Raw genomic sequence first — 13,145 nt, forward strand, 5'->3', positions numbered from 1 at the left:
TTGATCGAGTGGTATAGGGGTGCGGGGCCCGGCTGCTTTCGCGCCGGGCCCCGCATCCGTCAGACGGTTACTTCGGGCCGAAGGTGAGGACGAGCTGCGGAGCGGCGTCCGCTGCCGTCGACTCCATGGACCAGATCCACAGCGGGTCGGTGCCCGTGCTCGTCAGGGCCAGGCTGTAGCTGCTGCCCAGCACCGAGGAGAGCGCGGCGGTGTCCAGCGGGGTGCTCTGGACCGCCGAGCCGTCCGGCACGCTCGCGAACGAGCCGAGCGGCGTGGTGCCCAGGGTCGGCTTGTTGTTGAACGTCGTGCTCGCACCGCTCCAGGTGCCGGTGACCGGAACCACGGACACCTTGTCGGCCGTACCGGCGCTCGCCTGGGTCGACGTCTTGATCTGGAGTGCGGCGGACTTCAGGACCTGCCCGGCCGGCGCGGCCGGCAGGTTGAAGCGCAGGTACGTCTCGTACGCCGAGGTGCCGCGGACCGCCAGCGAGGTGGTCGCGCCGTTGGCCGCGCTCGGGGCGCCCTGGTTGATGTAGGTGTCCTCGGTCGCGGAGACCTTGGAGACCGTGTCGGAGGGCGCCTTGGCCAGGTCGTAGTGGTTCTTGGCCTGGGCCGCGGTGAGCGCCTTCGGGTAGACGGCCGTCTCGTCGATCTGGCCGGCGAAGAAGTTGCTCGTCGGCTTGGTCGGCACGCCGCCGAGGTTGTCGCCGCCGACGTGCCAGAAGCCCTCGTACGAGATGGAGCTGGTGACGTTCAGCGTGCCCTTGCTCTGGCCGTCGACGATCAGCTCCATGCCGCCCGGACCCTGGGTCCCGACGACGTGGTGCCACTTGTTGTCGTTGTACGTGTCGAACAGACCGGTGGAGACGGTGCGGTTCGAGCCGTTGTAGACGCCGAAGACCAGACGACCGGTGTTGGTCATGTAGATCTGCTTGTCGTACGTACCGCTGTTGCGCGCGGTGTTGTTGCCGAAGCCGATCAGCTTGCCGCCGCGCGTGGTGTTCGTCTTGAACCAGGTCTCGACCGAGAAGGCGCTGCCCACGGTCTGGCGGTGGTCGCTGTACACCTGCTGGCTGGTGCCGTTGAAGCCCATCGCCGTGCTGGCGCCGCTGATCGCGCCGGGCGTCTGGCGCAGGGCCGGGGCGTTGAGCTGGATGCCGCTGGTGTTGCCGCTCTCGGAGGAGTCGGCGACGTACGGGCTGACGGTGTCGTCGTAGCGCCAGTACAGGTTGGCGCCGTCGGCGCGGACCTGGTTCGGGTACGACTGCACCGAGCTCGGGACCGTGACCGAGGCCGTGGCCGACAGGGCGCTGGTGTTGCCCGCCGCGTCGGTGGCCGTCACGCGGTAGGTGTACGACTGGCCGGCCTTGACCGTGGTGTCGTTCCAGGCGGCCTGCGGGCGCTCCCACTCGAGGGACTCGGCGGCGACCGTGGCGATCGGGCTGGCGGAGCCGTTGCGGTAGATCCGGTACGTCAGCTTGCTGTCGTCCGCGTCGTAGCTGGTGCGCCAGCGGACCTGGGCCTCGCCGGGCTTGACGCTGCCGGCGCTCGCGACCGGGGTCGTCGGGGCGCCGACGTCGCCGGTGGAGGCGAAACGGGTGAGCGCCTGCTGCGGCTTGCCGTTGATGGCGGTGAACTCACCTCCGGCCCACATGTACTTGACGTCGCCCTTCTCGGCGATGGTCATCGCGCGCGGGCCGATGCCCTCGCCGAGGCCGTCGTTGGCGGTGGGGTGCCAGCCGAGCTTGCGCGGGCTGCGCACGAAACCGTCCACGGGCGCGGGGGAGGCGCCTTCGTAGTTGGTCAGCTGCGCGTTGAAGAAGTTCCGCTTGCCGTCGGGGAACTGTCCCTCGAGCGAGCAGTCGTGCGCGTGCGAGGAGCTGTAGAGCACACCGTCGTACGGGAGCACGGCCTGGGTCGCACCGAGGCAGCGGTCGCGCCACTTCTCGCTGAAGTCGCTCAGCTTGAGGCCGATGCGGCCGTCGAAGACGCCGCCGCCGGAGCCCTCGTTGCCGGTGTAGAAGCCGGTCGAGTCGGTGGCGATGTCCTTGACCACGGAGTTCGACGGGATGTTGCTGTACGTCTTGGCGACCGCGCCCGTGGTGGCGTTCACGACGGCCAGGGCGTGCGTGTTGGAGCCGTTGACCGAGAAGAAGTCACCGCCCAGGAGCACGTTCTTGCCGTCCGGGGTGACCTCGACCGCGCGGCCGGGCTCGTCGGCGTTGGCGACGAAGGGCTTGAGCGCACCGGAGCCGGCGTCGACCGCGGCGAACCGCTCGCGGGTCTGGCCCTCGACAGTGCCGAAGTCGCCGGCCGCGTACAGGGTGTCGTCCGTGACGGCGAGGTCGCGAACGGTGGCGGGGAAGCCCGGGTGGAAGGCGGCCTTGGGGGTGCAGCTCTCGATGTCGATCGCGGCGAGGCTCGAGACCGGGGTGCCGTTGACGGCGCCGAAGTAGCCGCCCGCGTACAGGGTCTTCTTGTCCTTGGAGACTGCCAGCGCCCGCACGGTCGCGCTGCCGTCGCCGATGGTGAAGGCGAGCTTGCACGAGGTCGGCTTGCCCGTCGCGGCGTCGAGCGCCACGAAGTTCACGGCTTCCTGCTCTGCGCCGCCGGTGCCGTCGGGCGGACGGACGGCCGAGAAGGTGCCGCCCGCGAAGACGGTGCCGTTCGCCTGGGCCATCGCAAAGACGATGCCGTTCGGCTGCCAGGTGGGCAGTTCGTCGGCGGTGAATGCCACGGGAGGCGTGATGGCGGACGCCTCGGGCATCAGCACCAGCCCTATGCCGGTGCCGGCGCCGGCCAGTGACAGGACGAGGGCAGCAGTCAGCCCTCTGGATCTACGCATGAGCCCCCCAGGGCAATCGCCCGGTTTGATGGCTTGAACTATCCGAACAGCCATATGTACTGGCGCAGACTAGGGCTCGTGCGAGGACCTGGTCACCTCCCTTGACCCATTGCATACCAACTTGGAATGAACGGTTCAGGTTGGAGGGCGCACAGCGGACATACGGCAGGTTTGCCCCGGCCTCACCCACCGATACCAGTGGAGATGACCGGGACACGGCAAATCGTAGGGGAAATATAAGGCCGTCAGCGGTCGATACGGACCGTCACGCCCGCCAACTGGTCCTCGACCTGCCGGATATCGGCGTCGACCATGATGCGCGCCAACTCGGCCACCAACACCGTCGGCTTCCAGCCAAGCAGTTCATTGGCCTTGGAGGCGTCGCCGATGAGGGCGTCGACCTCGCTCGGGCGCTCGTACTTGGGGTCGTAGCGCACGTGCTCGGCCCAGTCGAGGCCCGCGTGTTCGAAGGACGACTCGACGAACTCGCGGACCGTGGCGGCCACGCCCGTGGCGACGACGTAGTCGGTCGGCTCGTCCTGCTGGAGCATCCGCCACATGGCGTCCACGTACTCGGGGGCGTAGCCCCAGTCGCGGACCGCGTCGAGGTTGCCGAGGTAGAGGTGCTCCTGCAGGCCGGCCTTGATGCGGGCGACCGCGCGGGTGATCTTGCGGGTCACGAAGGTCTCGCCGCGGCGCGGGGACTCGTGGTTGAAGAGGATCCCGTTGACGGCGAACATGTCGTACGCCTCGCGGTAGTTCACCGTGGTCCAGTACGCGAAGACCTTGGCGGCGCCGTACGGGCTGCGCGGGTGGAACGGGGTCTTCTCGTTCTGCGGGGGCGGGGTGGCCCCGAACATCTCCGAGGACGAGGCCTGGTAGATGCGGGTGTCCACACCGCTGGCCCGGATCGCCTCCAGGAGGCGCAGGGCGCCGAGGCCGGTCACGTCGCCGGTGTAGAGGGGGGCGTCGAAGGACACCCGCACATGCGACTGGGCGCCGAGGTTGTAGACCTCGTCGGGCTTGATCTCGCGGAGCAGGTTCACGAGCGCCACGCCGTCGGAGAGGTCGGCGTGGTGCAGGACGAAGGACCGGTTGGCGGTCTGCGGGTCCTGGTAGATGTGGTCGATGCGCTCGGTGTTGAAGCTGGAGGACCGCCGCACGAGGCCGTGCACCGTGTAGCCCTTGGAGAGCAGCAGCTCGGAGAGGTAGGAGCCGTCCTGCCCGGTGACGCCGGTTATCAGTGCGGTCTTGCCCATGTGGGTCCCCCTGGGGGTCGTATCGGTCTGTTCTGGTGAGGCAGGGCCTCGGGGGCGGCGGTGCGGCCCGCCGGTGGGGCCGTACCTCGCGGGTGACGGGCCCCCGCCCGCCCGGCCGCCGCCGTGCCCCGGTTTTCGCGCCGGACCTGACGGCGCGCGTACGGCCGCGGGGCCCAAGGGGCTGGATGCGTACCGTACACGGCATTCCCCCGCCCCCTTCGGGCGGATTGCGCCTGCCGGACCGAGCCGGCGCAGGCCCGGGCGCGCCGGGCCGGCGGCCGGCGGCGGGGTCGGACCTCGTCTGCTGCCCGCGGCGGCGGACTGGCATCATCGGCGGTATGACAAGTTCGCTGCCGCTCCTGCCCCCGAACGCCCGGGTCTTCGTCGCGGGCCACCGCGGCCTCGTGGGGTCCGCGGTCGCCCGCCGGCTCACCGCCGACGGCCACGAGGTGCTCACCCGGGGCCGCGCCGACCTCGACCTGCGCGATGCCGCCGCCACGGAGACGTACCTGAACGACGTGCGCCCCGACGCCGTCGTGCTGGCCGCCGCCAAGGTCGGCGGGATCATGGCCAACAGCACCTACCCGGTGCAGTTCCTCGAGGACAACCTCAAGATCCAGCTGAGCGTCATCGGCGGCGCGCACGCCGCCGGGGTCGGCCGCCTGCTGTTCCTGGGCTCCTCGTGCATCTACCCGAAGCTCGCCCCGCAGCCCATCAGCGAGGACGCCCTGCTGACGGGCCCGCTCGAGCCGACCAACGAGGCGTACGCCCTGGCGAAGATCGCCGGCATCGTCCAGGTCCAGTCGTACCGCAAGCAGTACGGGGCCTCGTACATCTCGGCGATGCCCACGAACCTCTACGGGCCGGGCGACAACTTCGACCTCGAGACCTCGCACGTGCTGCCCGCCCTGATCCGGCGCTTCCACGAGGCCGCCGCCGAGGGGCGCGACGAGGTCACCCTGTGGGGCAGCGGAACCCCGCGCCGGGAGTTCCTGCACGTGGACGACCTGGCGGCCGCCTGCGCGGTGCTGTTGGGCAGCTACGACGGCGACGAGCCGGTCAACATCGGGTGCGGCGAGGACCTCACCATCAAGGCCCTCGCCGAGACCGTCGCCGAGGTGACCGGCTTCCGCGGCCGACTCGTCTGGGACACGTCCAAGCCGGACGGCACGCCGCGCAAGCTCCTGGACGTCACCCGCCTGACCTCGCTCGGCTGGAAGCCGGAGATCGGGCTGCGGGACGGCATCGCCGCCACCTACCGGTGGTGGCGCGAGCAGGGCTGAACGCGACGGCACGTGATGCGGCCCCTCAGTACGCTCCGCGACCGTCGACTACGGCGCGGAGAGTACGGCCCATGACGTCGACGTCGCTGGTGAAGGACCAGTTGTCCACGTACTGAAGGTCGAGCTGGATCGTCTCGTCCCAGGACAGGTCGGAGCGGCCGCTGATCTGCCACAGCCCGGTCATGCCCGGCCGCACGGTGAGCCGGCGCAGTTCGACCTCGTCGTACTGCGCCACCTCCTCCGGCAGCGGCGGGCGCGGGCCGACGAGCGACATGCGCCCGCTCAGCACGTTGAACAGCTGGGGCAGTTCGTCCATGGAGGTGCGGCGCAGCAGCCGGCCCACCCGGGTCACCCGGGGGTCGCGGCGGATCTTGAACATCAGGCCGTCGTTCTCGTTGGCCCCGGACAGCTCGTTCTTGAGCCGGTCCGCGTCCACGACCATGGTGCGGAACTTCCACATGACGAACGGGACCCCGTCGCGCCCGATGCGCCGCTGGCGGTAGAAGGCCGGGCCGCGGGAGCCGAGCCGTATCGCCAGGACGATGCCGAGGAAGACCGGGGACAGCAGCAGCAGCCCGAGCGCGGCCCCCGTGCGGTCGAGGACCGACTTGAGCAGGGTCTGGATGCCGCGGCTCACCGGAGGCGCCACCCGCAGCACGGCGAGCCCGCCCGCGGACAGGGTCTCCAGCCGCTTGACGGAGACCTCCACGAGGCCGGGGAAGACGGCGAGTTCCAGGCCCGCGTCGTGCAGCGCCCACGCGACCCTGCGCAGCCGCTCCCCCGTGATCCGCGCCCCCGGGGCGACCAGCACGAGGTCGGCGTGGTGGCTGCGGACGGCGCCGAGCACCGCGGCGGAGTCCGCGTTCGGGGCCTCGGGCGCGGCCGCGTCGAGCCGGGCCGCGACGGGCACCCCGCCCTCGAGCGGGCCGGCGCCGACCGGCACCACGCCGACGACGACGTACGGATGGTCGGTGCGCGCGGCCAGGTGCTCGATGACGGACTCGGCCGCGCCGGGCTCGCCGACCACCAGGACCCGGCTGACGGCGTGCGCCTCGCGGCGGGCCGCCGAGAGGTGGCGGTAGGTCAGCTTGTGGCAGGCCACGGTGATGAGCAGGGCGGGCAGCAGGGCTCCCAGCGCGGACAGCCGGGGGGTGCTCTCACCGGTCACCACGCGGGCCACAGCCAGGACACCGATCAGAATCAGCCAGTCGTGTACGACGGGCAGCACACCGCGCGATTCTCCGAGCACGCGGGCCGCGTACCGCCGGCGCACCGCCTGCACACCGGTCCAGGCCAGGGCCGCGCCGAGGGCACAGTACACCGGCCGGACCTGCTGCGCCGCCTGGAAGACGAGCCCTACGGGGACCGCGGCGCCCAGGAAGTCGGCCGTGAGGGCGGCAGGCAGGTACCAACGGGCCTTGTCGCCGAGCCGCCTCGACGGGGCGGCCGCGCGCCGCGCCGAATCGGCGGCTCCTGCAGCCAGTCTTTGCGCAGGAAAATGGACATGCCTCATGGGCCCCCCTGGCACGTGGTCTATGACAGTGGCGCGTGCCCATGGCTTCCCCAGGCAACGGACAACTGGCGCACCGGGAAACAGTACGACAAACACCCGTACGACAAATGCCGATTGCCCGAACGGGATCTCTTGTTGCGCAAGTGTTAGCAACCGGTACCAACCGTTCCAGATACCGGAGCCCCCCTTCGCACGCGAAGGTGAATGGTTCGGATACCGGATACGTCTCATCGGTCAACGAACCGTTTCCAGCCAACCTTTTGACGCGGCCCTGACATTGCAGCCCGCAGCTGGCACTCTTCGATCCGTTCATCGCACCAGCCTGCTCTGCCCGGAGGCCCACCCAGCCGTCCGGAACCCCCTTGCAGAAGGAGTCTGCGTTGAGTCCGACCCCCCACAGGCGTGCCACCGCGGCCGGCGCGCTCGTTGCCGCCGCAGCGCTGCTCGCCGTCGGCATCCAGGCCGGCACCGCATCCGCCGACGCCACCGCGTCGCAGGCCCGCAACGCCGCTCAGCCCAACCCGGGCGCGGCAGCCGTCAATCTCAGCCCCTCCGAGCGTGCGACGCTCATAGCCGACGCCAACTCGACCACCGTCCAGGCGGCCAAGGCCCTCGGCCTCGGCGAGCAGGAGAAGCTGGTCGTCCGGGACGTCGTCAAGGACGCCGACGGCACCACGCACACCACGTACGAGCGCACCTACGGCGGACTCCCCGTGCTCGGCGGCGACCTGACGGTCCATGCCAAGGCCGGCGTCACCAAGAGCATCACCAAGGCCACCAACCACGAGATCAAGGTTGCGGACACCACGGCCACGGTCACCCCGACCGCCGCCGAGGGCCAGGCCGTCTCCGCCGCGAACTCCGCGGGTTCCAAGGACGCCAAGGCCTCCAAGAACGCCCGCAAGGTGATCTGGGCCGCCGAAGGCGCCCCCGTCCTCGCCTACGAGACCGTCGTCAGCGGCCTCCAGGACGACGGCACCCCGAGCGAGCTGCACGTGGTCACCGACGCCAAGACCGGCGCGAAGATCACCCAGTGGCAGGCCATCGAGACCGGCACCGGCAACACCATGTACAGCGGCCAGGTCACGATGGGCACCTCGCAGTCGGGCAGCAACTACACGCTGACCGACGCGGGCCGCGGTGGCCACAAGACGTACGACCTCAACGGCGGCAGCTCCGGCACCGGCAGCCTCTTCACCAACACGACCGACGTGTGGGGCAACGGCGCCGCGTCCAACCGGGCGACCGCCGGCGCGGACGCGCACTACGGCGCACAGCTGACCTGGGACTACTACAAGAACGTGCACGGCCGCAACGGTCTGCGCAACGACGGCGTGGCCCCGTACAGCCGGGTCCACTACGGCAACGCGTACGTGAACGCGTTCTGGGACGACTCCTGCTTCTGCATGACGTACGGCGACGGTACGAGCAACACGCACCCGCTGACGTCCATCGACGTGGCCGCCCACGAGATGACCCACGGCCTCACCTCGGTCACCGGCAACATGACCTACAGCGGTGAGCCCGGCGGCCTGAACGAGGCGACCTCCGACATCATGGCGGCGGCCGTCGAGTTCTACGCCAACAACCCGCAGGACGTCGGCGACTACCTGGTCGGCGAGAAGATCGACATCAACGGCGACGGCACCCCGCTGCGCTACATGGACAAGCCGAGCAAGGACGGCGGCTCCAAGGACGCGTGGTACTCGGGCATCGGCGGCATCGACGTCCACTACTCCTCGGGCCCGGCCAACCACGTCTTCTACCTGATGTCCGAGGGCTCCGGTGCCAAGGTCATCAACGGCGTCAGCTACAACTCGCCGACCTCGGACAACCTCCCGGTCACCGCGATCGGCCGCGACGCCGCCGCGAAGATCTGGTTCCGCGCGCTGACGGTGGGCTACTTCAAGTCGAACACCAACTACGCCGCCGCCCGTACCGCGACCCTCCAGGCCGCCGCCGACCTGTACGGCGCGAACTCGGTCACGTACAACAACGTGGCCAACGCCTGGGCCGGCATCAACGTCGGAGCCCGGCCGCCGCAGTCCGGCGTCTCGGTCACCGCGATCCCGAACCAGACCACCCAGATCAACACCGCTGTGAGCCTTCAGGTCCAGGCGACCAGCACCAACCCGGGTGCGCTGAGCTACGCGGCGACCGGCCTGCCGGCCGGCCTGTCGATCAACTCCTCGACCGGTCTGATCTCGGGCACGGCGACCACCGCGGGCACGTCCAACGTGACCGTGACGGTGACCGACTCGGCGAGCAAGACGGGCACGGCGTCCTTCACCTGGACCGTCGGCACGTCCCAGCAGAACGTGTTCGAGAACACGAACGACTACCAGATCGCGGACAACGCGACCGTCGAGTCGCCGCTCGCCGTGACCCGCACGGGCAACGCCCCGAGCACCCTCAAGGTGGACGTGAACATCGTCCACACCTACGTCGGTGACCTCCGGGTCGACCTGGTCGCCCCCGACGGCACCGTCTACAACCTGCGCAACCGCACCGGCGGCAGCGCGGACAACATCGTCCAGAGCTTCACCGTGAACGCCTCGTCCGAGGTGGCCCAGGGCACCTGGAAGCTCCGCGTGGCGGACCTCGCCAGCCTGGACACCGGCTACATCAACAGCTGGAAGCTCACCTTCTGACCCCACCGGGGCAGGTGAAGCCAAGCGGCTGACCCCATGAAAACGCGGGGCCGCCCGGGAGAGACCCTCCCGGGCGGCCCTGTTCCATGTGCTCATCGGGTCCGAAGGTCAGCGGATGCCCTTGAAGATGAAGTCGAAGAGGTCGTGCTTCTTGTGCCCGTGGTGCTCGTCGCGCCCGCCGTGCTCCTTCCCGTGCTCCTCCTCCTGGCCGTGCTCCTCGCCCTTCCCGTGCTCCTCCTCCTGGCCGTGCTCCTCGCCCTTCCCGTGCTCCTCCTGCTGCCCCTGCTCCTGCTCCGGCTGGTCCATCGGCATGCGGTTGGCGCGGCGGTCGTCGTCGTCGCGGAAGTCGTCGCGGAAGTCGTCACGGCGGCCGTGGACCGGCACGAAGGTCGCCGAGAGGACCGCGACGTTGTGCACCGTGTCGCCCGGCTGCAGCTCCCGCTCCACCCGGCCGTTGCAGCCGTGGTTCGGGTAGAGCACGGCTCGCGATTCGGTGTCGTTGTGCACCGCCGTCGCGGGGCGGTTGCTCGAGGTGTCCGTCAGCTCGTAGCAGGTGTCGTTGTCCGACGGGCGGATCTGTGCGCGCCCGTCGTTGTCGATGATGTACTCCAGCCGGCCGAGGTCGTCGTTGCCGCCGGCCATCGACGGGCCGGCGGTGGGCAGGACGAGGGCGAGGGCGCCGAGGAGCGCTGCGGCGGTGGGGCGAAGACGCATGGGGAGACAGTCCGTTCTGTGGGCAAGGGGTGCCGGTCCGGTGGCATCCAGCGGGCAGCGTAGGAGCGACCCCCCACGGGGAAACGATTCGGCATGCGCAGCGCGTTCGAAGGTTCACCCTCCCGGATCGGCGGCCTGCGCCCGTACGGTCCCGCCCCGCAGCGCTTATGCGGACGCGCGTTCGGACGCCGGAGCGGCCTCACCGTCCGGGCCCGCCGGAGCCGGTACCGCAGCGGCGGCCGGGACGGGAGCCGGAGCCTGCGCCGCCGTGCGGACCAGGACGAGCACCACCAGCGCGCCGGCCAGCCCCATCAGCCCCGAGACCAGGAACGTCCCCCGCAGCCCGCTCGCGAAGGCCTCCTCCACCCAGACCCGGGCGGCCGGCCCCGCGGCCAGCAGTTCCCCGGCCCGGCCGGAGGCCAGCGCCTCGGCGGTGCCGGGCCCTTGGCCGGAGCCGCCGAGCCCGTCCTTCAGCCCGGCCTGGAAGACGGCGCCGAGCACCGCGATGCCGAGCGCCATGCCCAGCTGCCGCGCGGTGTTGAGGGCCCCGCCGGCCATGCCCGCCCGGGCCGGGGCCACGGCCCCCAACGCGGCGGCCGCCAGCGCCGGGGTGGCCATGCCCACGCCGAGGCCGGTCACCACCAGACCCGGGACCAGTGCGGACCAGCCGTCGCCCGCATCCGTCATCCAGGCCTGGAGCAGGGCGCCCGCCCCGATCAGCAGCAGCCCGCCGCCGATGGTCAGCCGCGCCGGTGCCCCGTGCAGCATCCGGCCTGCCACCGCCGAGACGGCGAACGCGGCGAGGCTCAGCGGCACCAGCACCAGGCCGGCGGAGACCGGGCCCATCCCCTCGGCGGACTGCAGCCAGAGGGAGACGTACATCAGGTACGAGAACGCGGCGCCGGACAGCAGCAGCGCCCCGGCCATGACGCCGACGAAGGTGCGGCTGCGGAACAGCGAGAGGTCCAGCATCGGGCGGGAGCTGCGCAGTTCGATGAGGACGAAGGCGGCGGAGGCGGCCGCACCGAGACCGAACAGGCCGAGGGTGGCGGCGCCGGTCCAACCGTTCTCGCCGACCCGGATCAGGGCGTACGTGACGGCCGCCGCACCGGTGGTGAAGGCGGCCATGCCGGGCAGGTCGAGGCCCTTGGCGCGCGGGTCCCGGGACTCGGCGACCGACCGGAGGGTCACGTACACGGCCAGGGCGCAGACCGGGAGGTTGACGAAGAAGATCCAGCGCCAGCCGAAGTGCTCGGTCAGCAGCCCGCCGATGATCGGGCCGGCCGCCGCGGCGGCGCCGTTGACCGCGCCCCAGACGCCGAAGGCGATCCCGCGGTCGCGCCCCTGGTAGGCACTGCCGAGCAGGGCCATCGTGGTGGCGAACATCGCGGCGCCGCCGATGCCCTGGACGGCGCGGAAGGCGATCAGCGCGGCCGGTCCGCCGGCCAGCCCGCAGGCGAGGGAGGCGGCGGCGAAGAGCCCGAGCCCGCCGAGGTAGACGCGGCGGCGGCCGATCCGGTCCGCGAGGGAGCCGGCGCCGAGCAGCAGCGCTGCGAGGGCCAGGGCGTAGACGTCCATGACCCACTGGAGTGCGGAGAAGGACGTGTCCATGTCGGCGGCCATGTCGGGCAGGGCGACCATCACGATCGTGACGTCGACCAGGAGCATGAACGCCCCGAGGCACACCGCGGTCAGCGGGAGCCATTTACGCATGTGGGTTCTCCTTGGGGACCCGAAGGCCCGGCAGGGGCCGGGCAGAGCCGGCAGGGGGTTGGCGGTGGCTCCAAACTCTCAGCCGCACGGCCGATCCCCCATCCACACCCCCACGGCTGCCGGATTTCACCCATGACAGCCCCTGTCATGATGGATTCCATGACCACACCCGTACACCTGGACGCCCTCGACCAGGGGCTGATGCAGGCCCTGATGATCGACGGCCGGGCCCCCTTCAGCCGGATCGCCGAGGTGCTCGAGGTCTCCGACCAGACGGTGGTGCGCCGCTACCGCAGGCTGCGGACCTCGGGGCTGATCCGGGTGGTGGGGCTGCCGCTGGGCAGTCGCGTCGGGCTGTTCGAGTCCTGGCTGCGCGTGCAGTGCGCGCCCGACGCCGCGCTCGCGGTGGCCGAGGCGCTGGCCCGGCGGCCGGACATCTCCTGGGTGAAGCTCGGCTCCGGCGGCACCGAGATCAACTGTCTGACCAAGGCCCGCACCCGGCAGGACCGCGACGGCCTGCTGCTGGACAAGCTCCCGCGCACCCGCCGGGTGACCGGGGTCAGCGCCCACACCATCCTGCGCGTGTACATCGGCGGCCCGACGCAGTGGTGCGGCCTGGACACCCTGCGGCCTGAACAGGTCGCGGCGCTGACGCGGCCCCCCGCGGCGCCCGGACAGGAGCGGTACGCCCTGGACGAGGCCGAGCTCGGGCTGCTGGCGGTGCTCGCCCAGGACGGCCGGGCCGGCTATCCCGAGCTGGCCCGCGCCTCCGGCCTGTCGGAGTCCACCGCGCGCCGCCGGCTGGACCGGCTGCGGGAGCTGAGGGCGCTGTACTTCGACGTGGAGCTCGTCCCGTCGACCCTGGGCTTCGAGGCGGAGGCGACGCTGATGCTGACCGCGGAGCCGGCCCGGCTGGCGGAGGCGGGCGCCGCGCTCGCCGGCCACCCGGAAGTGCCGTTCGCGGCCGCGGTGACCGGCACCGCCAACCTGATGGCCGCGGTGGTGTGCCGGGACACCGACGCGCTGTACACGTACATGACCGAGCGGATCGGCTCGGTGCCGGGCCTGCGGCACGTGGAGGTGATCCCGACCCTGCGCAACATCAAGCGGGCCGGGATGCTGGTCGAGGGCGGGCGGCTGGTGGACCCGCCGCCCGCCCCCTGACAA

Annotated in this window: 8 protein-coding genes; 3 read left to right on the forward strand and 5 right to left on the reverse strand. The window is 71.1% G+C overall.

The features are described 5' to 3' along the window. Positions 1–67 precede the first annotated feature (67 nt). Both OG299_RS13375 and gmd read right to left on the reverse strand, forming a co-directional pair. Complete coding sequence (locus OG299_RS13375) at positions 68–2,845, reverse strand: CBM96 family carbohydrate-binding protein (protein ID WP_266625288.1); 2,778 nt, start codon at positions 2,843–2,845, stop codon at positions 68–70. A gap of 245 nt (positions 2,846–3,090) precedes the next feature. Further along, positions 3,091–4,104, reverse strand: a complete 1,014-nt coding sequence (gene gmd / locus OG299_RS13380) for a GDP-mannose 4,6-dehydratase (RefSeq protein ID WP_266625290.1) — start codon at positions 4,102–4,104, stop codon at positions 3,091–3,093. A 338-nt stretch (positions 4,105–4,442) separates the two neighbouring features. On the opposite strand from gmd, the gene OG299_RS13385 reads away from it, so the two are divergent. Continuing rightward, a complete protein-coding gene (locus OG299_RS13385; RefSeq protein ID WP_327361601.1) occupies positions 4,443–5,387 on the forward strand; it encodes a GDP-L-fucose synthase family protein in 945 nt (314 codons plus the stop codon). A 25-nt stretch (positions 5,388–5,412) separates the two neighbouring features. Here the strand turns inward: OG299_RS13385 and OG299_RS13390 are convergent, their stop codons facing one another. After that, positions 5,413–6,900: a sugar transferase gene (locus OG299_RS13390; protein ID WP_327361602.1), complete on the reverse strand. Its 1,488-nt coding sequence runs from the start codon at positions 6,898–6,900 to the stop codon at positions 5,413–5,415. Positions 6,901–7,280: 380 nt separating this feature from the next. Between OG299_RS13390 and OG299_RS13395 the strand changes: the two genes are divergently transcribed. Beyond that, positions 7,281–9,551 carry a M4 family metallopeptidase gene (locus OG299_RS13395; protein WP_327361603.1) on the forward strand — a complete coding sequence of 757 codons (2,271 nt, stop codon included), beginning with the start codon at positions 7,281–7,283 and terminating at the stop codon, positions 9,549–9,551. Between the two features lie 108 nt (positions 9,552–9,659). Here OG299_RS13395 and OG299_RS13400 read toward each other — a convergent pair whose 3' ends face one another. Both OG299_RS13400 and OG299_RS13405 read right to left on the reverse strand, forming a co-directional pair. Beyond that, positions 9,660–10,265: a hypothetical protein gene (locus OG299_RS13400; RefSeq protein WP_327361604.1), complete on the reverse strand. Its 606-nt coding sequence runs from the start codon at positions 10,263–10,265 to the stop codon at positions 9,660–9,662. A 165-nt stretch (positions 10,266–10,430) separates the two neighbouring features. Then, a complete protein-coding gene (locus OG299_RS13405; protein ID WP_266625300.1) occupies positions 10,431–11,978 on the reverse strand; it encodes an MFS transporter in 1,548 nt (515 codons plus the stop codon). 159 nt (positions 11,979–12,137) lie between these two features. On the opposite strand from OG299_RS13405, the gene OG299_RS13410 reads away from it, so the two are divergent. Further along, positions 12,138–13,142 (forward strand): Lrp/AsnC family transcriptional regulator, encoded by a 1,005-nt coding sequence (locus tag OG299_RS13410; RefSeq protein WP_327361605.1) that lies wholly within the window; start codon positions 12,138–12,140, stop codon positions 13,140–13,142. The last annotated feature ends 3 nt before the right edge of the window (positions 13,143–13,145 follow it).

Origin of the sequence: Streptomyces sp. NBC_01296 (assembly GCF_035984415.1) — a bacterium.
Lineage (GTDB): Bacteria > Actinomycetota > Actinomycetes > Streptomycetales > Streptomycetaceae > Streptomyces.

Bases quoted from the DNA above. Each gene is read 5' to 3' on its own strand.
- OG299_RS13375 (WP_266625288.1), bottom strand. From the start codon at position 2,845: ATGCGTAGATCCAGAGGGCTGACTGCTGCCCTCGTCCTGTCACTGGCC.
- gmd (WP_266625290.1), bottom strand. From the start codon at position 4,104: ATGGGCAAGACCGCACTGATAACCGGCGTCACCGGGCAGGACGGCTCC.
- OG299_RS13385 (WP_327361601.1), top strand. From the start codon at position 4,443: ATGACAAGTTCGCTGCCGCTCCTGCCCCCGAACGCCCGGGTCTTCGTC.
- OG299_RS13390 (WP_327361602.1), bottom strand. From the start codon at position 6,900: ATGAGGCATGTCCATTTTCCTGCGCAAAGACTGGCTGCAGGAGCCGCC.
- OG299_RS13400 (WP_327361604.1), bottom strand. From the start codon at position 10,265: ATGCGTCTTCGCCCCACCGCCGCAGCGCTCCTCGGCGCCCTCGCCCTC.
- OG299_RS13405 (WP_266625300.1), bottom strand. From the start codon at position 11,978: ATGCGTAAATGGCTCCCGCTGACCGCGGTGTGCCTCGGGGCGTTCATG.
- OG299_RS13410 (WP_327361605.1), top strand. From the start codon at position 12,138: ATGACCACACCCGTACACCTGGACGCCCTCGACCAGGGGCTGATGCAG.